This is a genomic window from Rhodopseudomonas sp. BR0G17 (assembly GCF_010907025.1).
Lineage (GTDB): Bacteria > Pseudomonadota > Alphaproteobacteria > Rhizobiales > Xanthobacteraceae > Rhodopseudomonas > Rhodopseudomonas palustris_H.
On record NZ_QUML01000014.1, the window covers coordinates 67,885 to 94,829 of the forward strand.

Below are 26,945 nucleotides of genomic sequence, written 5' to 3' on the forward strand. Positions count from 1 at the left end.
CCATCACGATCGGAGCGTCCCCAGGTCGACTCGTCACCGGAGATTGCGCTAGGTTTGGTGCAACAAGGCCCCAAGAGGCTGCAGGTGACCAACAAGCTGTCGGCGTCCGAGCAGGCGCTCATCGATCGGGAAAGGGAACTCGCGGAGGTTCAGCGCATCGCCAAGGTCGGCGGTGTGGTGGTGGATCTGACCGCCGGGTTCCGCAATCACCGCTCGCCGGAGTATCTGGCGATCCACGGCCTGCCGCCGGAGGCCGTCAACGAGACGCATGAAGATTGGGTGCGCCGACTGCACCCCGAGGATCGCGAACGCGCCGAGCGGCAGTTTCTCGATCTCGTCAACAGCACCTCCGAACGTTACTCGGCCGAGTATCGCATCATCCGTCCGAACGACGGCGAAGTACGCTGGATCGCGGCCGAGGGCCGGATCGAGCGCGATGCGTCGGGGCGTGCGGTGCGGATGGTCGGTGCGCATATCGACATCACCGATCGCGCCGTCGCCCGCGAGATGCTGCGCGAGAGCGAGCAGCGCTTCAAGCTGATCGCCGACAGCGCGCCGGTGCCGATCTGGGTGACGCGGCTCGACCGCACCCGCAGCTTCGCCAACCGCGCCTATTTCGACTTCATCGGGCTGCCCTACGAGGGAGCGCTGGTGTTCGACTGGCGCAGCATCATCCATCCCGACGATGTCGCCGAAGTGGTCCGTAACAGCGTCGCCGGGGAAGCCTCGCTACAGCCGTTCGTGCTCGAGGGCCGGTATCGCCGCGCTGACGGAAAATGGCGGTGGATCAGGTCGGAGTCGCAGCCGCGCTGGGATCCGGCGGGGCGCCACATCGGCTTCATCGGCGTCGCCCATGACATCACCAGCGCCAAGCAGGCGGAGATCGATCTGCGCAACGTCAACGACGTGCTGGAGCGATTGATCGCGCAGCGCACCGCCCAACTGCATTCCAGCGAATCGCAACTCCGTGCGATCCTGGAGACCACCAACCAGTATCAGGGCTTGCTCGATCTGAAGGGGCGGCTGCTCTACGTCAACGGCACTGCGCTCGCCGGCATCGGGGCCGAGCCGGCCCAGGTGCTGGGTGCGCTGTTCTGGAACACGCCGTGGTTCGACGCGACGCCCGACGCACCGACGGTGATCGAGCGTGCGTTCCGATCAGCGCGGGCAGGCGAGATCGCCAAGCTCGATCTGGAGCTGCAGCTTCCGGCCGGGCCGCGGCACATCGATTTCTCGCTGCGGCCGGTGTCGGATGAGCAAGGCGGCGTGATGGCGGTGCTGGCGGAGGGCATCGACTCCACCGAGCGCCGTCGCAACGAAGAGGCGCTGCGGCAGGCGCAGAAGATGGAGGCGGTCGGGCAGCTCACAGGCGGTGTCGCGCACGACTTCAACAATCTGCTCACCATCATCCGTTCTGCAGTGGACTTCCTGCGCCGGCGCGATCTGCCGGAGGAGCGCCGCCGCCGCTATGTCGATGCGATCTCGGATACGGCGGATCGCGCTTCGAAGCTGACCGGCCAGTTGCTGGCGTTCGCGCGGCGGCAGCCGCTGTCGCCGGTGGTGTTCGACGTCGCAGCGCAGATCCAGAGCATCGCCAATCTGATCCGCCCGCTGGTCGGCAGCCGTGTCGAGATCGACGTCGACACCGGCTTGGGCCCGAACTACGCGATCGCCGACGTCGGCCAGTTCGAGACTGCGCTGGTCAATCTTGCCGTCAACGGTCGCGATGCGATGAATGGCGAAGGCCGGCTGTCGATCGCGCTCCGCCGCGTCGACGAGATTCCGCCGGTGCGGTCGCAGCCGGCGCGGCCCGGCGAGTTCGTGGCGATCTCGGTCACCGACAGCGGCAGCGGCATTGCGCCGACCAATCTCGATGTGATCTTTGAACCGTTCTTTACGACCAAGGAAGTCGGTCGCGGCACCGGGCTCGGCCTCAGCCAGGCATTCGGTTTCGCCAAACAGTCCGGCGGCGAGATCAGCGTGCACAGCACGCTGGGCGAGGGCGCGACGTTCACCATCTATCTGCCGCAGGCGCAGGCCCCGGAGCAGACCGCGGCGGCGACGCTGTCGCGCGCCGATCCGGCCGGCGGGCTCGGCCATCGCATCCTGGTGGTGGAGGACAATGTCGAGGTCGGAAAGTTCTCGACCGAGCTGCTGCAGGATCTCGGCTACACCATTAAATGGGCGAAATCCGCCGACGAGGCGCTGGCGGCGCTGGCCGAGGACGAGTTCGCGTTCGACCTGGTGTTCTCGGACGTGATCATGCCCGGCAAGAACGGCGTCGAACTCGCCACCATCATCCGCGAGCGCTATCCCGGCCTGCCGGTGGTGCTGACCAGCGGCTACAGCAGCGTGCTCGCCGAGAACGCGCATCAGGGCTTCGAACTGGTGCAGAAGCCGTATTCGGTCGAGGCGATCTCGCGCGTGCTGCGGCGGGCGATTTCCGAGCGCCGGACGCGGCCGACTGGATGATACAAGTACGCGGTCGGCGTACTCACATCATCAGCGGCTTGGCTTCTTCAGCCATCGCCTGCAGCAGCGGCAGGAAGCGGTCGATCATCTCGCCGGTGGTGATGCGGTCGACATGGGCGCCGATATTGGCGGCGGCGACGATCGTGCCATCGTAACGGCGGATCGGCACCGCAACCGAGCGGAAGCCGGGCTCGGCTTCGCGATCGACCAGCGAGTATCCCTTGGTGCGATCGGCGATGATCGTTGCGATCACCGTCTGCTTGTCGGTGATGGTGTCTTCGGTCTGCTTGGTCAGCGTCATCGCGCCGATCGTCGCGGTCAGCTCGTTATTATCAAGCCGGCTGAGCAGAACGCGGCCGACCGAGGTGCAGAACAGCGGCAACCGATAGCCGAGATCGATCCCGGCCGAGAACACCCGCGCCGGGCTGGCGCGCGCTACGAACACCGCGTCGTCGCCGTCGAGAATCGCCAGCGAACAAACTTCCTTGGCGCTCGCCGACACCCGATCCATCAGCGGCTGCAGCACGGCGCTGATCTGGTTCGATGCCAGATACGCCGACGCAAGACCAAGCACGCGCGGCCTCAGCGCAAACAGCCGGTCGTCGCTGCTGACATAGCCGGCACTCTGCAGCGTCAGCAGGATGCGCCGCGCGGTGGCGCGCGGCAGGCCGCACGCCTTGGCGACATCGCTCAGCGTCATCGGCCGCTTTTCCGCGCCGAACGCTTCGATCACCCGCAGGCCGCGCGACAGGCTTTCGATGAACTCGGCACCCTCGCTTGGCACATCGTCGGCGGCTCGTTTCAGTTTGGGCATGCGGGTACTTTGGTATGGGGTGAAGCCGGGGCGCTGATGGCAGGCGCCGCGACCTTTGAGCGCTGAGCTATACGATTGTTCGCTCAACGAACACAAGTTCGCCAGCGACTTGGGCGGCTGCCATCCTCATAGGCAAGGAACGCGGAGAATTTGTTCTTGCCTGAAATGCTCTTTAGAGGCAGTTTCATTCTAAACGAACGAATGTTCGTCTATCGAACGTTTTGTTGCGCAGGGCGGATGATGGTCAGGATCAATTCGAGCGGCTATGGCACCGGCCAGCTGCTGCGCTCGCTGACCCGCGATCGCTCCTGCGCTCACAACAAGCGGCCCGCCGAGGCTGCGCGAAGGAGGCCAACGCCATGATGAGCCAGGAACAGAATGATCTGATCACCCGGGTCGGGCCGGGGACGCCGTGCGGCAAGCTGATGCGCGCCTATTGGCAGCCGGCGGCGCTGGTCGATGAGCTGGAGGGCGCGCGCCCGATCAAGCCGGTACGGCTGCTCGGCGAAGACTTCGTGTTGTTCAAGGACGAGACCGGCCGCTATGGCCTGATCGATCGCGATTGCCCGCATCGCGGCGCCGATCTCGCATTCGGGCGGCTGGAGAACGGCGGCCTGCGCTGCGCCTTCCACGGCTGGCTGTTTGATGTCGACGGCAATTGCATCGACACCCCCGCCGAGCCGGCCGGCTCGCCGCTGTGCAAGAACATCAAGCAGCGCGCGTTTCCGGTGGTCGCGAAGGGTGGCATTCTGTGGGCCTATCTCGGCGCGGGCGAGCCGCCGGCGTTTCCGGAGATCGATTGCTTCATCGCACCCGACACCCACGTGTTCGCGTTCAAGGGCCTGATGGAATGCAACTGGCTGCAGGCGCTGGAGGTCGGCATCGATCCGGCGCACGCCTCGTTCCTGCATCGCTTCTTCGAGGATGAGGACACTTCGCAGGCCTACGGCAAGCAATTCCGCGGCGCATCCGCCGGCAGCGATCTGCCGATGACCAAGGTGCTACGCGAATATGACCGCCCGATCATCAATGTCGAGCACACTGAATACGGCCTGCGGCTGATCGCGCTGCGTGAGATCGATGACGAGCGCACCCACGTTCGCGTCACCAATCAACTGTTCCCGCACGGCTTCGTCATCCCGATGAGCACCGAGATGACGATCACGCAATGGCACGTCCCGGTCGACGATACCAACTGCTACTGGTACGCGATCTTCACCAGCTATGCTGCGCCGGTCGACAAGGTGAAGATGCGCGACCAGCGTCTCGAGTTGTACGAGCTGCCGGACTACAAGTCGCGCCGCAACAAGACCAACGATTACGGTTTCGATCCGCACGAGCAGGCGACGTCGACCTACACCGGCATGGGTCTCGACATCAACGTTCACGACCAGTGGGCGGTGGAGTCGATGGGGGCGATTCAGGATCGCACCCGCGAACATCTCGGACAAAGCGACAAGGCGATCATTCAGTATCGCCGGCTGCTGCGGCAGGAGATCGAAAAGGCCGCCTCCGGCGCCAAGCCGCTATTGGCGCTCGACGAGGCCGCGGCGCGTGCGATCCAGGGGCCGGCCACGATGGATGGCATCGGCCCGAGCCGCGGCTGGGAAACCTATTGGATGGAGGTCGACGTCAAGCGTCGCCGCGGCGCGCCGTGGGCCGCGCCGGTGCCGTCCGAGATCGCGGCGAAGGTGCCGCATCTGACGGCAGCGGAATGACACGGCGCGGCAACGGATCGAGGATCGAACGTTGAGTCTGGTTGAGAAGTACGGCCTCTGGTCCGACGAGCAGATCGAAGCAGCGGCGCGGGTACGGCGGATCGCCGAAGAACAGGGGCTCGAGACCATCCGGTTCTCGTTCCCCGATCAGCACGGCATCCTGCGCGGCAAGACGTTGATCGCCGCCGAAGCGCTGAGCTGTCTCGACAGCGGCGCTTCGATCACCACCACGATGCTGTGCAAGGACACCTCGCACCGCACCGTGTTCCCGGTGTTCAAGGCCGGCGGCGGCTTCGGCATCAAGGAGATGGAAGGCGGTGCCGACGCCATCATGCTGCCTGATCCGACCACCTTCCGCGTCCTGCCCTGGGCGCCGAAGACCGGCTGGGTGCTGTGCGATCTGTATTTCGGCAATGGTCAGCCGGTGCCGTTCGCAACGCGCGGCCTCTACCGGTCGGTGCTGAAGCAGCTCGCCGACCGCGGCTACGACTACATGGCCGGGCTCGAAGTCGAATTCCACGTCTTCAAGCTCGACGACGTGATGATGTCGCCGGAGCACGCCGGCCAGCCCGGCGAGCCGCCGGCGGTCAGCCTGCTGTCGCACGGCTATCAGTATCTCACCGAGCAGCGCTACGATCAGATCGAGCCGGTGCTCGACCTGATCCGGCACGACGTGATGGCGCTCGGACTGCCGCTGCGCTCGATGGAAGTCGAGTTCGGGCCGAGCCAGTGCGAATTCACCTTCCAGCCCACCGTCGGGCTGATGCCTGCCGACCTGATGGTGCTGTTCCGCAGCGCGGTGAAGCAGATCTGCCGCCGGCATGGTTACCACGCCACCTTCATGTGCCGGCCGAAGATACCCAACGTGGTGTCGTCCGGCTGGCACCTGCATCAGTCTCTGGTGTCGAGGACCGACGGCAGCAACGCCTTCGTGTCGCAGACCGACGTGTTGTCCGATCTCGGCAGGCACTATCTCGCAGGTCTATTGCACCACGCCCGCGCAGCGACCGTGTTCACCACGCCAACGATCAACGGCTACAAGCGCTATCGCTCGTATTCGCTGGCGCCGGATCGGGCGATCTGGGGCCGCGACAATCGCGGCGTGATGATCCGCGTCCTCGGCGGCCCCGGCGACCGCGCCACCCGGATGGAGAACCGGGTCGGCGAGCCGGCGGCCAATCCGTATCTGTATATGGCCTCGCAAATCCTGTCCGGCCTCGACGGCGTCGACCGCAAGCTCGATCCGGGTCCTTCGGCGGACACACCCTACGAGACCCAGGCGGACCTGCTGCCGAAGTCGCTGCGCGAGGCGATCTTCGCGCTGCGCGACGATCCGTTCTTCCGCACCACCATGGGCGACGGGTTCATCGACTACTACACCTTCATCAAGAATGCCGAGATCGAGCGTTTCCAGGCGGAAGTCACCGAGTGGGAGCAGCGCGAATATTTCGAGATGTTCTAGCGATCAGCGGCACCAATTTCGTTAGCCAGAGGAGAGGAAGCACAACATGAAGGGACTTCGATCGGTCTGCGCGGCCGCGGCCTTGTCGTTCGTCGCGGCAGGCGCCCACGCCGATACCATCAAGGTCGGCGTGATCGGCACCATGTCCGGGCCGTACGCGCTGTTCGGCCAGAACTTCAAGATGGGCATCGACGCCTGGGTCGCCGAGCACGGCAACAAGGTCGGCGGCCACACCGTCGAGTTCGTCTATCGTGACGAGGTCTCGCCCAATCCGGCGCAATCCAAGGCGCTGGCGCAGGAGCTGATCGTCAAGGAGAAGGTGCAGTACATCGCCGGCCTGTACTTCACGCCGAACGCGATGGCGGTGGCGCCGCTGCTGCAGGAAGCCAAGGTGCCGATGGTGGTGCTGAACGCGGCGACCTCCTCGATCACCGAAAAGAGCCCCTACATCGTCCGCACCTCGTTCACGATGTTCCAGAACACGGTGCCGGCCGCGAAGGTTGCCAAGCAGAAGGGCGCCAAGAAGGTCGCGATCGCCGTGAGCGATTACGGTCCGGGTATCGACGCCGAGACCGCGTTCAAGAAGACCTTCGAGGCCGAAGGCGGCAGCGTCGTCGAAGCGATCCGGATGCCGCTCGCCACCACCGACTTCGGTCCGATCATGCAGCGGATCAAGGATTCGGGCGCCGACATGATCTTCACCTTCCTGCCGGCCGGTCCGCCGACCCTCGGCTTCGTCAAAGCCTATATCGATAACGGCCTCAAGGCGGGCGGCGTCAAGCTGATGTCGACCGGCGACGTGGTGACCGAGCCCGATCTGCCGAATATCGGCGATTCCGGCATCGGCATCCTCTCGACCTATCACTACGCGGTGTCGCACGACTCGCCCGAGAACAAGGCGTTCCTGGCCCAGCTCGAAAAGGGTGGCGCCAAGCTCAGCAACGTCACTATGACCTCGGTTGCGGCCTATGACGGTGCCCGTCTGATCTACAAGATGATCGAGGCCACCGGCGGCAAGCAGGATCCCGAGAAGGCGGTCAAGGCTGTCGAAGGCATGAAGTGGACCAGCCCGCGCGGCCCGGTGTCGATCGATCCGACCACCCGCCACATCACCCAGAGCGTCTATCTGCGCGAAGTGGAAAAGAAGGACGGCAAGCTGATCAACAAGGAGATCGAGACCTTCAAGGATCAGCCGGACTGGGGACTTGTTAAGCAGTAAGCCGAAACTTTGAGCCCTTCGCGCCTCCGTTCGTGACTTGGCGCGGAGGGCTCCGGTCGACTAGATCGGTTCAGTTCGTCGTAGAATCAGGCTGGCTGTCGGGCTGGTTGCCGCGACCACCCCCCTCATGGTGAGGAGGCGCGAAGCGCCGTCTCGAACCATGGGCCGCAAGGAACGCGTGGCCCCATCCTTCGAGACGCCCGGCTTCGCCGGGCTCCTCAGGATGAGGACACAGTGCAATGTGGAATGGGCGATAGCGCCTCGATCAATCGGTGAGGCGCTCTTGCAAAGCGGCGTGAAGTCGAGTCGGGAGTGAGATTGTGAAGGCTGGATCGAATCGAACAGAATCGGCGGCGTCCGCGCCAGCGGCCCTGTGATGAGGACGATTCTCGGAATCCTGCCGGACGCACTGGCCTACGGCATGGTGCTGTTCACGATCTCGATCGGCCTGTCGATCATGATGGGCCTGATGCGGGTGGTCAATCTCGCACACGGCGCGTTCGCGATGATCGGCGGTTACCTCGCCTCGTTCGCGCTGACCTCGCTCGGCGTATCCTATCCGATCGCCATCCTGATCGCGGTGATCGGTGCAGTGATCATCTCGGTGCCGTTCGAGTTTCTGCTGTACCGGCGGATCTATCGTCGCTCCGATGAACTGACCCAGATCCTGCTGACGATCGGCATCACCTTCTTCATCGTCGGCATCGCCAACTACATTTTCGGTCCGACCTCGAAGCCGATTCCGCTGCCGGAGATGCTGAAGGGACCGTTCGATCTCGGCTTTCGCATGATCCCGGCGCACCGGCTGTTCGTGATCGGCTGCGGTGTCGTCACCGCGGTAGCGTTGTGGCTGATGATCGAGAAGACCGAATTCGGCGTCAGGCTGCGCGCGGCCGTCGACAACGGCGATATGGCCGAGGCGCTCGGTATCCGCACCCAGATCGTCTATTCGGCAACCTTCGCGCTGGCCGTCGGCCTCGCGGCATTCGGCGGCGTGGTCGGCGCCGAGCTGCTGCCGGTCGAGCCCTTCTACGCGCTGCGCTACATGGTGACCTTCCTGGTCGTGGTTTCGGTCGGCGGCGCCGGCTCCGTCACCGGTGCGATGGCGGCATCGCTGCTGCTCGGCCTCGCCGACACCACGGGCAAATATCTGGCGCCGGAGTTCGGCGAGTTCTTTTTCTATGTCGCGGTGATCGTGATCGTTTACGTGTTCCCGCACGGCCTGTTCGGAAAGGCGCACTAAGATGGCGACCTTGTCCGTCACCGCTGCGCCGTCGGCTTGGGCCGGTCTTCGCAACGACCTGATCGCCGCGGCGGTGATCGCCGCGCTCGGAGCGATCGGATATTTCGTCTATCCCGACGACCTCGCCTTCCTGATCCGGGTGATCGGCCTCGCGTTCCTGGTGATCTCGCTGGATCTCGTCACCGGCTATTGCGGCGTCGCCACGCTCGGCCATGCGGCGCTGTTCGGCGTCGGGGCCTATGCGGCCGGGAATTTCTGTCTTGCCGGCGTCACCGATCCGATCCTGATGCTGCTGATCGGCGCGCTCGCCGGCACGGCCACCGGGCTGGTCTCGGGCCTGCTGGTCACGCGCTTCCGAGGTCTGCCCCAGCTCGTGCTGTCGATCGCGTTCGGCCAGCTCGTCGCCGCGCTCGCCAACAAGCTGTCGTCGATCACCGGCGGCAGCGATGGCCTGGCCGGCATCTCGCCGAGCCCGGTGTTCGGCATTTTCAACTTCGACATGTTCGGCCGCACCGGCTACGTCTTCTCGGTGATCGTACTGCTGGTCACGATGGTGACGCTGCTGCGGTTCGCCCGCTCGCCGTTCGCGCTGATGTGCCGTGCCATCAAGGACGACACGCTACGCACGCGGATGATCGGCGTCTCGGTGTATCCACGGCTGGTGGTGATGTACTGCGTGGCCGGCGCGGTCGCCGGTCTCGGCGGTGCGCTGACGGCGATCAATACCGGCGTGGTCGGGCTCGACAGCGTCGGCTTCGAACGCTCCGCCGAAGCCCTGATCATGCTGATCCTCGGCGGCGCCGGCAATCTGTGGGGCGCGTTGATCGGCGCGATCCTGTTCGAGCTGTTTCACCACTACGTCTCGACCGCCAGCCCGTTCCACTGGATGATCCTGGTCGGCGTGTTGCTGATCGTGGTGGTGCTGTTCTTCCCCAAGGGGCTGGTCAACGAAGTGACCCGGCGGATCAGCGATTTCCGGCAGGCGAGGGCGGCGCGATGACGACCCTGCTCGAGGTCCAGCGTTTGTCAAAATCGTTCGGCGGTCTGCGTGTCACCGACGACGTCTCCTTCTCGCTGGCGAGCGGCGATCGCGTCGCGCTGATTGGGCCGAACGGCGCCGGCAAGACCACGCTGGTCAACCAGCTCTCCGGAGATCTGGCGCCGTCCGACGGCCGTATCCTGCTGGCGGGCCAGGACGTCACCACCGCGTCGATCCCTGAGCGCGTCCGCGGCGGCTTGGTGCGCACCTTCCAGGTGACGCGGCTGTTCACCAGCCTCACGGTCGCCGAGAACGTCGCGCTGGCGGTGATGCAGCGCCGCGGCTTGACTAAGCGGATGTTCTCCTCGGTGATAGATAAAGCCGACGTCCGCGACGAGTGGCAGAGCGTGCTCAGCCTGCTCGGCATCGGCCATCTGGCCGCGACGCCGGTGACCAAGCTGGCTTACGGCCAGCAGCGGCTGCTCGATCTGGCGATCGGTCTCGCCATGAAGCCGCGGGTGCTGGTGCTGGATGAGCCAGCGGCCGGGGTGCCGCACGACGAGTCGCCGCGCATTCTCGAAGCGATCGGCCGGATGTCGCCCGATATCGCGATCCTGATGATCGAGCACGACATGGACCTGGTGTTCAAATTCGCAAAGCGCGTGCTGGTGCTGGCGAATGGCGCGCTGATCTTCGAAGGCACGCCTGCCGAGGTGAAGGAAAACGACGCCGTCCGTGCGGCCTATCTGGGAAACTATGCCGATGCCCGCCGCACGTCTTGAGGTTCAAGGTCTCGCGGCCGGCTACGGCTCGGTGAGCATCCTGAGCGACATCAGCTTTGCGGTGCCGGCAGGCGGGCGGCTGACCGTGCTCGGCCGCAACGGCGTCGGCAAGACCACGCTGCTGGCGACGCTGATGGGACTGACCACCCACAAAGGCGGGTCGGTTCGGGTCGGCGAACGCGAGGTGACGGGGCTGAAGACCTATGCGCGGGCCGCCGCGGGCCTCGGCTACGTGCCGCAGACGCGCGACGTGTTTCGCTCGCTCACCGTCGAGGAAAATCTGTTCACCGGACTGAAGGGCCGGCCGCGGTCCGAACTCGAGTCGGTGTACGCGATGTTTCCGCGGCTCGCGGAGCGCCGCAACCACGGCGGCATGCAGCTCTCCGGCGGCGAGCAGCAGATGCTGTCGCTGGCGCGCACGCTGCTCGGCAAGCCGACCGTGCTGCTGCTCGACGAGCCGCTCGAGGGCCTCGCGCCGGTGATCTGCGATCAGCTGATGGAGACCATCGTCAAGCTCGCGCAGTCCGGCGAGATGACGGTGGTGCTGGTCGAACAGCAGATCGAGCGCGCGCTCGACTTCGCCGACGACGTGCTGGTGGTCGAGCGCGGCCGCATCGTCTGGCGTGGCCAGGCGGCGGAGTTCAGGGCCGATCGGGAATTGGCCGACCGCCTGCTCGGTGTCGGTATCGGCTGAGGCCGGGGCGGGAAGCTCGTCAGCCGCGGGCGTCGAGCATCGCCGACAGGGCGCCGCGCAGCGACTCGATCGAATATGGCTTGCGCACGATCGGTAGGTCGCGCATCCGCTCCGGGATCATCGCGGTGTCGCCGTAGCCGGTGGCGAACATAAACGGGATTCCGAGCCGCTCCAGTTCGTCGGCGACCGGCAGGGAGCTGCCGTTGCCGAGATTGACGTCGAGGATCGCCAGCGTCGGCGGCCGCTGCGCGATCGTCAGCAGCGCCTCTTCGGCGGACGCGACCGAGATCACCGACTTCGCACCGATCGCCCCGAGCATTTCCTCGGCATCGAGCGCAATCACGAGCTGATCTTCGACCAGCAGGATCGCCGCATTGGCGATATTCAGCGAACTGCTGTCGACGCTCGCATTGTTCGGCTGCGGGCTCGACAGCCGCTGCAGCGACTCGGTGACGAACTGGCCGGGAATGCCGAGCTTGGCGACGACCCCGCCCGGCGTGTAGTCGATCTCGCTCCTGCCGCCGAGATCGAACGGAATGCTGCGGCTCAGCAGCACGGTGCCGAAGCCATGCCGGGTCGGCGGCCGGACCGGCGGGCCGCCGCTCTCGGTCCATTCGATGTCGCAGCGGCCGTCGTCGCGCACCGACCAGCTCACCCGCAGCCGGCCCGTTGACCGCGACAGCGCACCGTATTTCGCCGCATTGGTCGCCAGCTCGTGCAGCACCAGCGCCAGCACCGAATAGGCGCGGGAATCCAGGCCGACATCTGGGCCATCCAGCGTGATCTGTGTGGCCGGGTAGGGCGATAGTTCGGCGCGGATCAGATCCAGCAGCGCCCCGCCGCCGTCGGACCGCACCACCTGATCGTGCGCGAACGACAGCGCCATGATCCGCCCGCGCAAGGCCGAGGCGAATTCCTCCAGCGATTTGCCTTCGCCGGCCGGCTGGTTCACCAGCGATTTGATCAGCGCCAGGATGTTCTTGACGCGGTGGTTCAGCTCCTCGTTGAGCACGCGCTGGCGCACTTCGGCCTTCTTGCGCTCGGCCGAGAGAATTTCGCTCTGCCGCAGCAGCACTTCGCGCAAGCCGACCTGGATGGTGGCCGCGGTGTCGCGGTCATCCGCGCTCCACGGGATCGACTGTCCTTCGACCTGCTCTTTCCAGATCGAGAAACTCTTGCGCGGCGTCAGCCGGTCGCCCAGCGGCCCGGTGTCGTAGGTCTTGTTCGGATCGCCCGCCCAGTTCAGCGTCTGCACCTGCTCCTTGCGGAAAAACAGCAAGTAATCACCGGCGGTCTGCGACAGCGGGATCGCCAGCATGCCGGCGGCCGCACCGGCATAGTCAGTCGCCGCCGCAATCCGGTCGGCGAGGGCATGGGTGGCGACGATCTCGTTGCCGGCCCGGCCGGTGAGCAGATACATGATCGACGGCAGCGCATTCGCGGGCGGCGTCGAGCCATGCGCGGTCCAGACGCCGTTCATCCACAGGCCGACGCCGTCGCTCGGAATCAGGTCGGCAATGCGCGGGAGATTCGCACGCAGGAAGTCGTCGACCGAAGCATCGAACGACATCTGACTGGTCAGCGCATCGAGCGTCCGGCGGGTGCGCAGCGACGACTGGAAGCGGCGCTGGTGATGGACCGCGGTGAAATGCAGCGAGAAGAAATCGGCGAACATCTCGGCGGCGACGCGCTGCGCCATCGGCACCACGCGCGGCTCATAGTGATGGCAGGCGATCAGCCCCCACAGCGTGCCGTCGATAATGATCGACAGCGACATCGAGGCGCTGACGCCCATGTTGCGCAGATATTCGAGGTGTATCGGCGAGACGCTGCGCAGGTGTGCGAACGACAGATCGAGCGCGGCGCCGGAAGCATCGCGCTCCGGCACGATCCGGCTGCTGTCGCCGCGCGAATCCGAGATCACGCGGATCGCGTTCTTCAGATACAGCAGCCGCGCCTGCTGCGGGATGTCGGAGGCCGGGAAGTGCTGACCGAGAAAGCTCTCGAGGTCGCTGCGCTTGGCCTCCCCGATGACCTTGCCGGATCCGTCGGCCGCGAAGCGATACATCATGACCCGGTGATAGCCGAGCATCGCCTGTAGATAACGCGGCACCCGCGCCGCCATCTCGTCGAGAGACTTCAACTCCTTCGTGCGTGCGATGATCTGCCGCGTTAGCCGCAGCGGGTTGTCGGCTTGGTCAGCGGCCGCGGGCTCGAATTCGATGATCGAGGTGCCGTCGTGATGATGCAGCGAGACGTCGAAGGTGCGGCCGGTGCCGCCGTCGCGCCAGCCGAAGATCAGCGCCGGCCGCTTCGGATCGGACGCCTGCGCCAGCGCGTTACGCAACGTGTGTGCCTCCGTCTCGCCGAAGTAATCGGCCAGCAGCTCGCCGACCCGCGGCGTCTCGCGGCCCAGAATCGCGCCGGCGTTTTCCGAGATGCGCGTGATCCGCACCGCTTGCGAGTCGCACGCCAGCAGGCAGCCGCGCGGCTGAATGCTGCCGGGGATGTGGATCGGCTCGCGATCGCAGGAGGTGAGATCGACCTTATGCGGCATGGCGTGCCCTCCGCGTCGTCGCGGCGCACGGTGCTACGCACCTGATCTCACTTGAGCGATGAGCAGAAGCCGTCGTCGATAGGATCGTTGCGCCTACAGCCAATGGGTGCCTTACGGTGTGGGGAGGAGCGAGCTGACAAGCCGTCCACCGGGCTAAGGCTGGAGACACTCGCAACGTGCCTCGCTTGGACGCTGGAACCAATGTAGCCGCAGCGCATTATTTGTTCCGTTCACTAGTACACAGAGGAACTGCTGTGATCGCCTCTTCTGAACGGCCGAACAACAACTTGTTGCGAGCACTGAGCCCAAGCGATTTCGAGCTCGTGCGCCCGCATCTGAGGTGCGAGACCCGGGCCGCCGGCGATCTGTTGTATCGCCCCGGCGATCACGTCGGCAGCGCGTTCTTTCCGTGTGGGCCGAGCCTCGTATCTTATGAGGTGACCGACGGCGACGGTCGCGGCGTCGAGACGGTGCTGGTCGGGCGCGAAGGCGCGGTCGGCGGCATCGTCAGCTCCGGTTTCCTGCCCGCGTATTGCCTGATCGTCGTCAAGTTCGAGGGCCCGTTCGTCCGCATGCCGATCCTCAACATTCAGGCCGCCAAGGATCGGTCGCCGAGCTTCAAAGCCTTTTTCGCGCGCTACGCCGACTGTCTGATGGCGCAGATGTTTCAATCGACCGCGTGTAACGCGATCCATTCGATCGAGCAGCGCACTGCGAAGTGGATCGCTGCGGCGATGGACCGCACCGGCGACAGCATGGTGCCGCTGACCCACGAACAGCTCGCGGCGATGATGGGCGTCGGCCGCAGCTACACCAGCCGCGTGCTGCAGGCGTTTCGTCAGGAGGGCATCCTCACGACACGGCGCGGCGCCCTGATCGTCGACGATGCCGACAAGCTGCGGACGCGGGCCTGCCGCTGCAATGATGCGGTGAAGGAGCACTTCGACGTGGTGCTGCGCGGCGTCTATCCCGAGCCGGACGACGCTGCCGCGTAACTTTGTGAGATGGCTTCAGCGCGCCGGTGCGCGCTTCAGGTGCAGGTAGCCGGGATCGAATTCGCCGATCTTGGCGAGCCCCTGCCAGTTGCGGATCGTCAGAACCCCATAGCGGAAGTCCATCGTCTTCGATGCCCGCAACGACGAGATCGTGCGGTTGACGGTCGCGATCGCCATGCCCAGCGTGTCGCCGAGTTGGGCGAGGCTGATCGGGAGCTGCATCGAGTTACCGTCGGTCAGCTTAGAGACCTCGGCGCGGTAGAACAATTCGCAGAACAGATGCGCCATCCGCGCTTTCATCGTCCGGGCCGAATTGTTGGTGATCGCTTCGCGGAAAATCGCCGCATCCACAAGGGTTTCGCGCCAAATCGCAAAGCCGAGCCCGGGCCGGGCTTCAAACATTCGCAGGATCTCCCGGTGCGGAATGATCGCCGTCACCGCATGCCCGATCGCGCACAACGAATGATCCATCCGCTCCAAAAAAATCCCCTGCGCATCCGGCAGGTCGCCGACCATGTGAAACGACAGGAATTGGCGGCGGCCGTTTCGCTGCAAATGATACCGCCCGACCATGCCTTCGACGACGAGCGCGGCGCCCTTCGGCGTTTCGCCTTGGCGGATCAGATCCTCGCTGCTCTCGAGCTCCCGCAGCGTAAAACTCAAATTGCGGATTGCGGTGAGGTCATCGGCCGACAGACGGGAATGCTCGCGCAGTTTGTCGATCAGGACGCGATGGACATCCTTCATGGTCCGCCTTTCAAGTTAGATCATCTGATAGGGTTGATGGAACTTGGGGGCTTCAACTCCGAGAGGCGGCAGAGGTTGCTATTTTTTCGAACGCCGGGCGGCCGTTTTCGTCGTCGCTTGCGAGGCATGGCTCCGACGTGCTCTGTCGGTCGGATCATGACTGCGCGAGGATGACCGATGAGCGACTTCAGCCGGCTGTGGCTGGTGCGGCATGCGCCGGTGGATGGGCCAAAGGGCGTGATTCACGCTCCCGAGGCGCCGGTCGATCTCGGTGACACTGCGGTGCTCGCTGCGCTAGGCGAAAAACTGCCGCACGATGCGACGGTGGTCGCCAGCCCGAGCCGGCGCACGCGCGAGACCGCCGCAGCGCTCGGCTTCGATGCGATGCTCGAACCCGATTTCCGCGAACAGGATTTTGGCACCTGGACCGGGCGCCGCCACGACGATCTGTCGCGTGAACTCGGCCCTGCCTACGATGCGTTCTGGCAAGATGCGGCGCGCTTGGCGCCGCCGGGCGGCGAGAGCTTTGTCGACCAGATCGAGCGGGTGCGGCAGGGGCTGGCGCGGCTGCCCGGTGGTGACGTCGTGCTGGTGGTACACTCCGGCACCATTCGCGCCGTTCTGGCGATTGCTCTTAAGACATCCCCCGAGGTTGCGCTGAGCTTTGTGATTGATCCGCTGTCGCTGACCCAGATCGATCGGCTGGGCTCGTCCGGCTGGCGGATCGTCTGGGTCAATCGTGTAGTGGGTTAGGCTGGCCGTTTAGAACGAGGCCTTTTTGCTTGCACAGGCTGCAGCCCCGTGCTCTGGTTTTGACGTCTTCGGTGCCTCGCGTGCGAGGTGAAACTGGGAATACGGTGCGGTGTTTTTCGCCAAATCCGTAGCTGCCCCCGCAACTGTAAGCGGATCTGTCCGGATCATATGCCACTGACGCCAACGGCGTCGGGAAGGCGATCCAGGCGACATCCGTGAGCCAGGAGACCGGCCGAAGACGGAAGCATCTAACCGATCGACGGCGGGTCGAGAGCGGAGCAGCGATGACCGAATTCTCTTAGCAAGGCTAAGCCGCGTGCAGCCGCGATAGGCGTCACGCGACGCTTGGCATCGCCTAGCACTCATCCCCCTTCAATCAGAACCAGCCACAGCGCCGCCGCGATTGAGCCGGCGGCCATTGCTGCGGCGCGAGGGAACGGTCATGGAGCCGAAAGACACAACTACCAACGAAGCCTTCAAGGGCTTCACCAACGAGGCCTGCCCGTTTCTGCCGTGCCATCGCGGCGTCGAGCGGGAATTCAACTGCCTGTTCTGCTACTGCCCGCTGAGCGCCTATCAGTGCCCCGGCCCCTACAAGACCTTCGTCGATCGCAATGGGCTGACGCGCAAGGATTGTTCGGACTGCACCCTGCCGCACAACGGCTATCGGCGGTCGTGGAATTTCATCCAGCGCTGGCTGGAGCGGCCAGTGCCTTGGGACAGCCAGTCCCAGGATCCGCGCCGCCTCAAGCGCGAAGTCTCGGAAAGCGGCGACTAAAAAACATTGCCGCCGCCTCCGCATCGCTGGATTACAGCAGTAGCGGAGGCGCTGGCATTTTTCGCGTTAGAGCGAGCGGGCGATCAACAGCTTCATCACCTCGTTGGTGCCGCCGTAGATCTTCTGGATCCGCGAGTCGATGAACATCCGGCCGATTGGGTATTCCTGCATGTAGCCGTAGCCGCCGTGCAGTTGCAGGCACTCGTCCACGGTCTCGACCTGCTTCTGCGTCGTCCACCATTTCGCCATTGAGGCGGTCACCGCATCGAGATTGCCGGCGATCAGTTGCACCAGACAGTAATCCACGAACACCCGCGCAATGAAGGCTTCGGTCTTGCGTTCGGCGAGCGTGAAAGCTGTGTTCTGGAATTCGATAATCGGCTGGCCGAACGCCTTGCGCTCCCGCGTATAGTCCGAAGTCAGCGCGACCGCGCGCTCCATCGCCGCCACGGCGCCGATCGCGATGATCAGGCGCTCTTGCGGCAGCTGCTGCATCAGCTGCACGAAGCCTTTGCCCTCTTCGCCGCCGAGCAGGTTCTCCTTCGGCGTGCGGGCATTCTCGAAGAACAGCTCGGAGGTGTCGGAGGCGTGCAGGCCGATCTTGTCGAGGTTGCGGCCGCGCTTGAAGCCGGGGTTGTCCTTGGTCTCCAGCACGATCAGCGACAGCCCTTTGGCGCCGGCACCGCCGGTGCGGGCAACCACGATGATCAGGTCGCAGTTCTGGCCGTTGGTGATGAATGTCTTCTGGCCGTTGATGACGTAGTCGTCGCCGTCGAGCTTGGCGGTGGTGCGCACGCTCTGCAGATCGGAGCCGGTGCCGGGCTCGGTCATCGCGATCGCGCCGATCAGCTCGCCGCGCGCCATGCCGGGCAGCCAACGCCGCTTCTGCTCTTCCGAACCGTAGTTGAGGATGTAGTGCGCCACGATGCCGCTCGACACGGTGACGCCGGACAGCGCGTCCGGAACGATCTTCTCCATGTCCTCATAGACCGCGGCATCATAGGCGAAGCTGGCTCCGAGCCCGCCGTACTCTTCCGGAACGCTGGGCAACAGCGCCCCCATCTCGCCGAGCTTCAGCCAGGCCGAACGATCGACCATCTTCTGCTTGCGCCACTTGTCGCCATCCGGCGCGAGGTCCTTGGCGAGGAATTTGCGAAACTGGTCGCGGAACGTGTCCAGCTCTTCGGTCATCCAGGGCGATCGGTATTCCATGTTTCCTCACTCGAATGGGCGGCCGCTTGGCACGGCGCATCGCCCGCTGATCTAGGCCAGTTCGGCGGTGCAGGATAGACGTTGCGACCGCCGTATCTTGCGGCGTGTCGCTGCAGGCGGCTGCGCTGTTCGCAGCCGCAGCATGCGCGACGATGGAGGCACTCAGGTGGCGCTGTCGATCAGGCTTTCAAGCAGCCGCTTCAGCTCGGCGGTGGCCTTGTCGCCGTAATTTTCGGCGATATGCGCCTCTTGGCTCAGCGCCAGCGCGTTGAGACGCTGGGTCAGAGCTTTGCCGCGGTCGGAGGTGTACATCAGCACCTTGCGGCGATCCTCCGGATCCTGGACGCGATACACCAGCGAATCCGAAACCATCCGATCGATCATCTTGGTCAGGGTCGGATGATTGAGCAGCACCGCCTCGGCGAGTTCGCCCATCGAATGGCCCTTGCCGTCGGATAGCACCTTGAGGATGCGCCATTGCTCGACCGGCACCCCTTCGCTGCGTAGCCGTGCTTCGAGCTGGCGGTTGATCTCCCGATTTGCCTGCGCCAGCAGATAGGCGAGGTGTTCGGTGATCGGCGGATTGCGGGTCGGCGATTTGGCCACGATGAGACTTTATCGTTCCGTCTGAGTGAATCGGATGCGCAGTTTGCTGCATCTATATGCACAGCAATCCTTGAAGATTCAATATTTTCGAATAGCATCGATCGTCGAACCCGGGGAGGGGACTTCGGCGGGGATCACCCGCACCAGGCAGGAGAGGGCGTGCTTTCGGCTGTCGATCTCGGACATAGTGGCGCCTATGGAGTGCCGCCGCTCGGCTTTCTCGAGCGCGGCGCGCTTACCGACGCGCGTTGGGTGGAAGGGCCGGGAGACGGCGGCGGCGCGGCCTCGCGCCGCGCACGCAACAAGCTTCGCGTTGCGAATTTCGTCACCTTCCAGGGCTCGCCTGGGCTGTGGGGGCCGGCCTCGACCAATGCGGCGCTGCTCGCGGCTGCGGAAATCAACAAGCGCGGCGGCATCCTGGGCCGCGAGGTCGAACTGGTGTTCAGCGATGCCGGCGGTCCGATCGAAGAGGTTGCTCGGCGGGTCGCGCTGGCGGTCGACTACGACGACATCGATATCGTGATGGGCTCGCACATCAGTGCAGTGCGGGTGGCGCTGCGGAACGCCATCCGAGGTCGCGTGCCCTACATTTACACGCCGGTCTATGAAGGCGGCGAGCGTGCTCCCGGCGTGATGGCGATCGGGGAGACGCCGCGCTGGCAGAGCCGGCCGGCGATCGACTGGCTAGCTCGGGAGAAGAGGGCGCAGCGCTGGTACCTGATCGGCAGCGATTACGTCTGGCCATGGCTGTCGCATCGCGCTGTGAAGAAGTACATCAAGGATGCCGGCGGCAAGGTGGTTGGCGAGGAGTTCGTGCCGCTCGGCGAGGACGACCACGAACGGCATCTCGACCGGATCCGCGCCGCCCGACCCGACGTCGTGCTGATTTCGCTGATCGGCAACGACAGCGTGACGTTCAATCGCTCGTTCGCCGAAGCTGGGCTTTCGAGCCATGTCCTCCGATTGGCCGGCGCGATGGACGAGACGGTGTTGCTGGGCATCGGCGCCGACAACACCGAAAACCTGTTCTGCGCATCGGGCTATTTCGGCTGTTACGACTGCACCGCCAACGATGCGTTTCGCGATTCTTATCGCCGGATGTTCGGACCGACGGCGCCGCCGATCGGGTCGGTCGGGCAGTCCAACTATGAAGGTCTGCGATTTCTGGCGACGATTGCCGAGAAGGCGCAGACGCTGCAGGCCCGCTCGCTGCTGCAGGCGGCGCGCAATGTCGTGTACCAGGGCGGCCGCGGCGACGTGACGATCAGAGACGGCCGTGCACGGATGACGATGCACCTTGCCGAGGCCGACGGCCTGGATTTCAAGCTGCTCCGCACCTTCTAGACGGCGCCATTCGCGCTCGCGCTATTCAGTCGCAAAATAATACTTGAAATGGAAAATATTTCCGTATGTATTATCACCGCGGCGCGGCGCCATTCGTGCGTGCGCCGCTCCAGGCCTTCCCCGGGCCCGCATCGCCGATCCGCCTACGCGCAGGAGAATGATCTTGGCCGTTTCGCTTCCCACCCCGACGCAGCTTCTCGAAGTCGCCGATCAGTGCGGCCTGTCGCTCACCGACGAGGACGTCGTCTCGTTTCGTGGGCTGATGCAGCCGTCGATCGATGCCTACAATGTGGTTGCGGCGCTGCCCGACGAAGTACCCTTGGTGAAGTATCCCCGCACGCCCGGCTACACACCCGGCCCGGACGAGAACCAGCGTAACGCCTGGTATCGCAAGGCGAGCGTGAAGGGCGCATCCTCGGGCAAGCTCAAAGGCAAGACGGTCGCGCTGAAGGACAACATCATGCTGGCCGGCGTGCCGATGATGAACGGTTCGTCGACACTCGAAGGCTACGTGCCGGACTTCGACGCCACCGTCGTCACCCGCATCCTCGACGCCGGCGGCGAGATTCTCGGCAAGACGCATTGTGAGCATTTCTGCATGTCCGGCGGCAGCCACACCGGCTCCAACGGCCCGGTGCACAACCCGCACAAGATGGGCTATTCGGCCGGCGGCTCGTCGTCAGGCAGCGCTGTGGTGGTGGCGCTAGGTGAGGCCGATATGGCGATCGGCGGCGACCAGGGTGGCTCGATCCGAATGCCGTCGTCATTCAGCGGCACCTACGGCATGAAGCCGACCTGGGGCCTCGTGCCTTACACGGGCATCATGCCGATCGAGATCTATGTCGATCACACCGGGCCGATGACGGCGAACGTCGAAGACAATGCGCTGCTGCTCGAAGTGCTCGCCGGCGACGACGGTTACGACCCTCGCATCCGCGCGCCTAAGGTGCACGAGTACACCAAGGCGCTCGGCCAAGGCATCAAGGGCATGAAGATCGGCATCGTCCGCGAAGGCTTCGAGCAGCCCGGCGCAGAGCCTGCGGTGAACGAAAGCGTTCGCGAGGCCGCCAAACGCCTCGCTGGTCTCGGCGCCACCGTCGAGGAAATCTCGATCCCGGCCCACAATCTGGCCGGCGCGGTGTGGATGCCGATCGGCACCGAGGGCATGACCCAGACCATGATGGTGGGGGATGGCTACGGCCTCAGCCGCCCGGATCTTTACTCGACGACGCTGATGAAAGCTCATCGCGGCTGGCGCGGCCAGGCGGACTCGCTGTCCGAGACCACCAAGATGATGCTGTTGCTCGGCACCTATATCAACAACACCTTCGGCCCGCGTTACTACGGCAAGGCCGTCAACATCTCGCGGCGCATCACCGCCGCCTACGATGCGGCGCTGGCAAATTTCGATCTTCTGCTGATGCCGACGACGCCGATGAAGGCAACGCCGCTGCCGGCGCCGAACGCCCCCCGTGAGGAAGTGATCGGTCGCGCATTCGAGATGATCTCGAATACCGCGCCGTTCGACATCACCCATCATCCGGCGATGTCGATCCCCTGCGGCATGGTCGATGGCCTGCCGATCGGCCTGATGCTGGTCGGCAAGCACTTCGATGAACCGACGATCTACCGTGCGGCCCATGCGTTCGAACAGTCGGGCGACTGGAAGACGATGTAGCACGCGCGATGCCCGTCAGCCGGTAACGCCGAATGGAAAACCTGTTCGCCGCCCTGTTCGAAATCCTGAGCTTCGGGTCCATCGTTGTGCTGGTGGTGCTGGGGCTCGGGATCATCGCCAGCATGATGGGCATCTTCAACTTCGCGCAGGGCGAATTCGTCCTGCTCGGTGCCTACGTCACCTACCTAGCTCACACCGCCGGCCTGCCGGTCTGGACCGGCATGGTCGCGGCGCCGTTCGTGGTCGGGGCGTTCGGATTGGTGCTCGAACGGCTGATCGTGCGGCGCTTCTATGCCGCACCGATCGTGGCGATGCTCGGCACCTATGCGCTCGGCCTGATCACCCGCGAGATCGTGCGCGGCCTGATCGGCGGCCTGTACATCTCGGTGCCGGAGCCGGTCGGCGGTTCGATCACCATCGGTGACATGCATCTGTCGACATGGCGGCTGGTGATCGTGATCGTCACCGCGCTGGTGATGATTGGAAGCTATCTGCTGCTGTCGCGCACCTCGTTCGGCCTGCGGGTCCGCGCCTCGCTGGAGAACCCGGCGTTGGCGCGTGCCTCCGGCATCTCCACCAACGCAATCTATGGTGCCACCTTTGCTTTCGGTGCGGCACTGGCCGGCCTCGCCGGCGCCCTGATCGTTCCGGTGTTCTCGCTATTCGCCGATCTCGGGCTGCGCTTTCTGATCCAGGGCTTCATTGCCGTGATGGTCGGCGGAGTCGGGTCCTTTGCCGGGCCGGTGGCCGGGGCCGGCATCATCGGCACGCTGTCGGCGGCGCTGCCCTGGGTGATCCAGCCGGTGATCGCCGACGTCCTCGTGTTCGTGCTCGCCATCATCTTCATCAAATTCCGGCCGCAGGGCCTCGTTTCGGGAAAAGGGATCTAGCCTGATGTCCAGCGACTTCAGCTTTCAGCTCGACCGCCGCCGCTTCCTCTCCAGCTTCGCCTTTGCCAGCACCGCCATTGCTACCGGCGTCGGAAGCTGGGTGATCCCGGCCGATTGGGCCAATGCCGCCGAAGGTCCGATCAAGGTCGGCGTCGCCACCGACATCACGGGTCCGATGGGCTACGCCGGCAATGCGGACGCCAACGTCGCCAAGATGGTGGTCAAGCAGATCAACGATGCCGGCGGTTTGCTCGGCCGGCCGCTCGAACTGCACATCGAGGATACCGCGTCGAACGAAGCGGTCGCGGTTGGCAATGTCCGCAAGCTGGTCCAGCGTGACAAGGTCGATGTCGTGCTCGGCGGCATCACCTCCTCGATGCGCAACGCCATCAAGGACGTCATCGTCGCCCGCGGCAAGACGCTGTACATTTATCCGCAGCTCTATGAGGGCAAAGAGTGTACGCCGCATCTGTTCTGCACCGGTCCGACACCGGCGCAGCAATGTGACGAATTCATCCCCTGGCTGATCAAGAACGGCGGCAAGAAGTTCGCGCTGCCGAGCGCCAACTATGTCTGGCCGCACACCCTCAACGTCTATGCCCGGAAGGTGATCGAGGCCAATGGCGGCGAGGTGGTGCTTGAAGAGTATTACCCGCTCGACCAGATCGACTTCTCGTCCACCGTCAACCGCATCATTTCCAACAAGGTCGACGTGGTGTTCAACACCGTGATTCCACCTGGCGTCGGCCCGTTCTTCAAGCAGCTCTATGAAGCGGGTTTCCTGAAGAACGGCGGTCGGCTCGCCTGCGTGTATTACGACGAGAACACGCTCGGTATCAATCAGCCGGCCGAGATCGAAGGCCTGGCGAGCTGCCTGGATTACTTCAAGGCGCTTGCGAAGGACGATCCGGTCAGCGCCAAACTGCAGGCCGAATACGACAAGGCCTATCCGGGCAACTTCCTGTTTGCCGCCGGCAGCGCCGCCACCGGCACCTATCGCGGCCTCAAGCTTTGGGAGGCAGCTGTGAAGGAAGCGGGCAAGATCGACCGCGACGGCGTCGCCGCGGCGCTCGATCATGCCAAGATCGCCGAAGGTCCTGGTGGGCCAGCCGAGATGGTGCCCGGCAAGCGCCACTGCAAAATGAAGATGTACACCGCGGTCGCCAAGAGTGGCAGCTACGAGATCGTCGCGCGGAGCGAAGGTCTGGTCGACCCGAAGGAATGCTGATGGCGTGTCGGCGTCTGCCCTCACAACGCGTGCGGCCTGCGCCTCTCCCCGCGTGTGGCGAAAGGTCGACGCGCTTCTGCGCGGCGGGTGAGGGGGCGTCTCCGCATCGCCGAGCCTCTGCGATTCGTTGGGGCGCCCCCTCACCCGAGCCCTCTCCCCGCAAGCGGGGAGAGGGAGCGCGCGCCGCAGTGCTCCGCTCGAACGCGGCGTTCAGGGGGGACACGATCCTCAGCCGCCACGACATTCTCGACCTCACAGCCTCCCCGGCGGATCGATGACGGAAGCTACTTCGAGATTCGCAACCATCGCCGCGCCCCGCGCCAAGCGCCGCCCCGCGGTGCTGCCGATCATCGAGATCGCTGTGCTGGCGATCTTCTTGCTGTTGCCGATTGTGCTGCAGGATTACCTCACCGTGTTCATGACGCGGGTGCTGATCCTGTGCCTGTTTGCGCTGTCGTTCGATCTGGTGTGGGGCTACGCCGGGATCATGAGCTTTGGCCAGGCCGTGTTCTTTGGCGGCGCCGGCTACGGCGTTGCCCTGCTTGGTCGCGATCTCGGCATCTCCTCGATGTTGCTGGTGGTGCCGGCCGGCGTGCTGATCGGGTTCGCGCTGGCGCTGCTGATTGGTGGCTTTCTGCTGCTTGGACGCAATCCGTCGAGCGTCATCTTCGTCTCGCTCGGGACGTTGACCGCATCCTATGCGTTCGATCGGCTGGCGCGCGGCTGGTACTATCTCGGCGGCCAGAACGGCATCCCGTCGATCCCGCAGATGACGATCGGCAGTTACGAACTGGGCGAGGGCCCCGCTTTCTATTATCTCGCACTGGCGATCTTGTTCGCGGTGTATCTCGGTTGCCGCTTTCTGGTGCGGTCACAGTTCGGGCTGGCGTTGGCCGGCCTGCGGGAGAACGAGCAGCGGATCGCCTTCTTCGGCTACAAGGTGCAGCATCTCAAGGCGATCGTGTTCTCGCTCGGTGGAGCGATCGCGGGGCTAGCCGGCAGCCTCTACGCCTTCCACGAGGGATTCGTCTGGCCCAACATGCTCGGCGTGGTGATGTCGACCCAGGTGGTGTTGTACGTACTGTTCGGCGGCTCCGGCACGCTGATCGGCGCGGTGATCGGCACCGTGGTGATCGAGATCGTGTCGTTCTGGCTGTCGAATTCCTACCAGGACATCTGGCCGATCATTCTCGGCGCGTTGATGTTGCTGGTAATCCTGTTCCGTCCCGCCGGACTGATCAGCATGGTCGTCGGCCACAGCGAGCGGATCGGCAGCTTCGGCCGGCCGCCGAAGCCGGGCCATAAGGAGCGCGGCCATGGCCCTGCTTGAAGCGCGCGGTATGAGAAAGGTGTTCGGCAAGCTCACCGCGCTGAACGGGGCCGAACTGACGGTGCAGCCGAACGAGTTTCACGGTCTGATTGGTCCGAACGGTTCCGGCAAGAGTACGATGATGAAGTGCATCGCCGGCGCCGAAGTGCCAACCGAGGGCCGCGTCGTGTTCGGCGACGCCGACATCACGTCGGCCTCGCCCGCCGAGCGCGCCCGCGCCGGCATGAGTCTGAAATTCCAAATCACCTCAGTGCTGCCGGCGTTGACGCTGTACGACAACGTCCTGCTGGCGCTGCAGGGCCAGACCGCGCTCGGCAGACTGATGTTCTCGCGCACCCGCGGGCTGCTGCACGACAAGGTGATGGCCATGCTGGAGCAGTTCCGGCTGGTTGATCGCGCCTGCGAGCATGCCTCTGCGCTGTCGCACGGCCAGCAGCAATGGCTGGAGATCGCCATGGCGCTCGCGCCGGACCCGAAACTGCTGCTGCTCGACGAGCCCACCGGCGGCATGAGCCTGGAAGAGCGCCGCGTCACCGGTGAGCTGCTGGCGCCGATCAAATCGCGCTGCTCTCTGGTGATCGTCGAGCACGATCTCGATTTCATCCGCGACATCTGCGATCGCCTCACCGTGCTGGATCAAGGCGCTGTCCTCGATACCGGAACTGTCGAGCAGATTCAGGCGAGCCCGAAGGTCCAGGAGGTCTATCTCCGCCGTGCTTGAGGATCATTATCTCGACATTCGCGATCTCGATGCCGGCTACGGCCGCAGTCAGGTGCTGTTCGGCGTGTCGTTGACAGCGCCGTGGCGCGGTGGCGTTGCCATTCTGGGCCGCAACGGCGCCGGCAAGACCACGTTGATGAAGGCGATCATGGGCGAATTGCCGGTCAAGCGCGGCAGCGTGTCGCTGGATTCGCGGGACGTCACCAAGCTGCCGACCGAGCAGCGGGTGCGCGCCGGCTTCGGCTATGTGCCGCAAGACCACCCGGTGTTTGCGCGGCTGACGATCCGCGACAATCTTGCGGTCGGGGCGCTGACGAATAAAGACAGCCGCGCGGTCGACCGTGTGCTGGAGATGTTTCCCAAGCTCGGTCAGCGGCTTGACCAAATCGCCGGCACGTTGTCGGGCGGCGAGCGCAAGATGCTGGCGATCGGCCGTGCGATGCTGTCGGAGCCAAGCGTGCTGCTGCTCGACGAGCCGACCGAGGGGGTATGGATCGGGGTGATCGAAGAGATCACTGATCGGTTGATCGCGTTGGCAAAAGAGATTGCCGTGGTGATCGTCGAGCAGCATCTCGACCTCGCCCTGCGCGTTGCCGACCACGCCTTCGTGCTCGATCGCGGACGCGTCGCTCTCACCGGCACAGCCGATGAAGTCCGCAACGATCCGCGGCTGCTGCAATATCTGGCGCCGTAGCTGCGCTGAGATCTTCTCCGTCATTGCGA

Annotated in this window: 23 protein-coding genes and 1 riboswitch; of the genes, 18 read left to right on the top strand and 5 right to left on the bottom strand. The window is 64.6% G+C overall.

What is annotated here, in order from left to right:
- The first annotated feature begins 84 nt into the window (after positions 1-84).
- Complete coding sequence (locus DY467_RS13210; protein WP_164636565.1) at positions 85-2,472, top strand: PAS domain S-box protein; 2,388 nt, start codon at positions 85-87, stop codon at positions 2,470-2,472.
- 22 nt (positions 2,473-2,494) lie between these two features.
- Here DY467_RS13210 and DY467_RS13215 read toward each other — a convergent pair whose 3' ends face one another.
- A complete protein-coding gene (locus DY467_RS13215) occupies positions 2,495-3,286 on the bottom strand; it encodes an IclR family transcriptional regulator (RefSeq protein WP_164636566.1) in 792 nt (263 codons plus the stop codon).
- A 359-nt stretch (positions 3,287-3,645) separates the two neighbouring features.
- Here DY467_RS13215 and DY467_RS13220 point away from each other — a divergent pair, with 359 nt between their 5' ends.
- The 7 genes from DY467_RS13220 to DY467_RS13250 all read left to right on the top strand — a co-directional run bounded on the left by DY467_RS13220 (position 3,646) and on the right by DY467_RS13250 (position 11,383).
- Positions 3,646-5,004: an aromatic ring-hydroxylating dioxygenase subunit alpha gene (locus DY467_RS13220; RefSeq protein WP_107343154.1), complete on the top strand. Its 1,359-nt coding sequence runs from the start codon at positions 3,646-3,648 to the stop codon at positions 5,002-5,004.
- 31 nt (positions 5,005-5,035) lie between these two features.
- Positions 5,036-6,466, top strand: coding sequence for a glutamine synthetase family protein (locus tag DY467_RS13225; RefSeq protein WP_164636567.1), 1,431 nt, complete (start codon positions 5,036-5,038; stop codon positions 6,464-6,466).
- Positions 6,467-6,512: 46 nt separating this feature from the next.
- Positions 6,513-7,685 carry an ABC transporter substrate-binding protein gene (locus DY467_RS13230; protein ID WP_164636568.1) on the top strand — a complete coding sequence of 391 codons (1,173 nt, stop codon included), beginning with the start codon at positions 6,513-6,515 and terminating at the stop codon, positions 7,683-7,685.
- A 376-nt stretch (positions 7,686-8,061) separates the two neighbouring features.
- Positions 8,062-8,928 (top strand): branched-chain amino acid ABC transporter permease, encoded by an 867-nt coding sequence (locus tag DY467_RS13235; RefSeq protein ID WP_107343157.1) that lies wholly within the window; start codon positions 8,062-8,064, stop codon positions 8,926-8,928.
- Position 8,929: 1 nt separating this feature from the next.
- Positions 8,930-9,928: a branched-chain amino acid ABC transporter permease gene (locus tag DY467_RS13240; protein WP_164636569.1), complete on the top strand. Its 999-nt coding sequence runs from the start codon at positions 8,930-8,932 to the stop codon at positions 9,926-9,928.
- Positions 9,925-10,689 (top strand): ABC transporter ATP-binding protein, encoded by a 765-nt coding sequence (locus DY467_RS13245; protein WP_164636570.1) that lies wholly within the window; start codon positions 9,925-9,927, stop codon positions 10,687-10,689. Before DY467_RS13240 ends, DY467_RS13245 begins: the two co-directional genes overlap by 4 nt.
- Complete coding sequence (locus tag DY467_RS13250) at positions 10,670-11,383, top strand: ABC transporter ATP-binding protein (protein ID WP_164636571.1); 714 nt, start codon at positions 10,670-10,672, stop codon at positions 11,381-11,383. Before DY467_RS13245 ends, DY467_RS13250 begins: the two co-directional genes overlap by 20 nt.
- A 19-nt stretch (positions 11,384-11,402) precedes the next feature.
- Here DY467_RS13250 and DY467_RS13255 read toward each other — a convergent pair whose 3' ends face one another.
- Positions 11,403-13,940, bottom strand: a complete 2,538-nt coding sequence (locus tag DY467_RS13255; RefSeq protein WP_164636572.1) for an HWE histidine kinase domain-containing protein — start codon at positions 13,938-13,940, stop codon at positions 11,403-11,405.
- A gap of 254 nt (positions 13,941-14,194) precedes the next feature.
- On the opposite strand from DY467_RS13255, the gene DY467_RS13260 reads away from it, so the two are divergent.
- The gene (locus DY467_RS13260) at positions 14,195-14,935 is read left to right on the top strand and encodes a Crp/Fnr family transcriptional regulator (RefSeq protein ID WP_164636573.1); all 741 of its coding nucleotides are present in this window, start codon (positions 14,195-14,197) and stop codon (positions 14,933-14,935) included.
- A 15-nt stretch (positions 14,936-14,950) separates the two neighbouring features.
- Here the strand turns inward: DY467_RS13260 and DY467_RS13265 are convergent, their stop codons facing one another.
- On the bottom strand, positions 14,951-15,682 hold the full coding sequence (locus DY467_RS13265; protein WP_164636574.1) for a Crp/Fnr family transcriptional regulator: 732 nt from the start codon (positions 15,680-15,682) through the stop codon (positions 14,951-14,953).
- A gap of 177 nt (positions 15,683-15,859) precedes the next feature.
- On the opposite strand from DY467_RS13265, the gene DY467_RS13270 reads away from it, so the two are divergent.
- Positions 15,860-16,435, top strand: a complete 576-nt coding sequence (locus DY467_RS13270; RefSeq protein WP_164636576.1) for a histidine phosphatase family protein — start codon at positions 15,860-15,862, stop codon at positions 16,433-16,435.
- Between the two features lie 52 nt (positions 16,436-16,487).
- Positions 16,488-16,686, top strand: a riboswitch (cobalamin riboswitch).
- A gap of 191 nt (positions 16,687-16,877) precedes the next feature.
- Complete coding sequence (locus tag DY467_RS13275) at positions 16,878-17,213, top strand: cysteine-rich small domain-containing protein (RefSeq protein WP_164636578.1); 336 nt, start codon at positions 16,878-16,880, stop codon at positions 17,211-17,213.
- Positions 17,214-17,279: 66 nt separating this feature from the next.
- Here the strand turns inward: DY467_RS13275 and DY467_RS13280 are convergent, their stop codons facing one another.
- A complete protein-coding gene (locus tag DY467_RS13280; protein ID WP_164636579.1) occupies positions 17,280-18,425 on the bottom strand; it encodes an acyl-CoA dehydrogenase family protein in 1,146 nt (381 codons plus the stop codon).
- Positions 18,426-18,587: 162 nt separating this feature from the next.
- The gene (locus DY467_RS13285; protein ID WP_164572922.1) at positions 18,588-19,031 is read right to left on the bottom strand and encodes a MarR family winged helix-turn-helix transcriptional regulator; all 444 of its coding nucleotides are present in this window, start codon (positions 19,029-19,031) and stop codon (positions 18,588-18,590) included.
- 159 nt (positions 19,032-19,190) lie between these two features.
- On the opposite strand from DY467_RS13285, the gene DY467_RS13290 reads away from it, so the two are divergent.
- From DY467_RS13290 to DY467_RS13320, 7 genes are all read left to right on the top strand, one after another.
- Complete coding sequence (locus DY467_RS13290; RefSeq protein WP_164636581.1) at positions 19,191-20,375, top strand: substrate-binding domain-containing protein; 1,185 nt, start codon at positions 19,191-19,193, stop codon at positions 20,373-20,375.
- 163 nt (positions 20,376-20,538) lie between these two features.
- On the top strand, positions 20,539-22,053 hold the full coding sequence (locus DY467_RS13295) for an amidase (protein WP_164636583.1): 1,515 nt from the start codon (positions 20,539-20,541) through the stop codon (positions 22,051-22,053).
- A gap of 32 nt (positions 22,054-22,085) precedes the next feature.
- Positions 22,086-22,943 carry a branched-chain amino acid ABC transporter permease gene (locus tag DY467_RS13300; RefSeq protein ID WP_164636585.1) on the top strand — a complete coding sequence of 286 codons (858 nt, stop codon included), beginning with the start codon at positions 22,086-22,088 and terminating at the stop codon, positions 22,941-22,943.
- Between the two features lie 4 nt (positions 22,944-22,947).
- Positions 22,948-24,171, top strand: a complete 1,224-nt coding sequence (locus tag DY467_RS13305) for a substrate-binding protein (protein WP_164636587.1) — start codon at positions 22,948-22,950, stop codon at positions 24,169-24,171.
- Between the two features lie 274 nt (positions 24,172-24,445).
- Complete coding sequence (locus DY467_RS13310; RefSeq protein ID WP_164636589.1) at positions 24,446-25,501, top strand: branched-chain amino acid ABC transporter permease; 1,056 nt, start codon at positions 24,446-24,448, stop codon at positions 25,499-25,501.
- The gene (locus DY467_RS13315; protein WP_164636591.1) at positions 25,488-26,222 is read left to right on the top strand and encodes an ABC transporter ATP-binding protein; all 735 of its coding nucleotides are present in this window, start codon (positions 25,488-25,490) and stop codon (positions 26,220-26,222) included. Before DY467_RS13310 ends, DY467_RS13315 begins: the two co-directional genes overlap by 14 nt.
- Entirely contained in the window at positions 26,215-26,916 is a 702-nt protein-coding gene (locus DY467_RS13320; RefSeq protein WP_164636593.1) for an ABC transporter ATP-binding protein, read from the top strand. The genes DY467_RS13315 and DY467_RS13320 overlap by 8 nt, the downstream gene beginning before the upstream one ends.
- Positions 26,917-26,945: the final 29 nt, after the last annotated feature.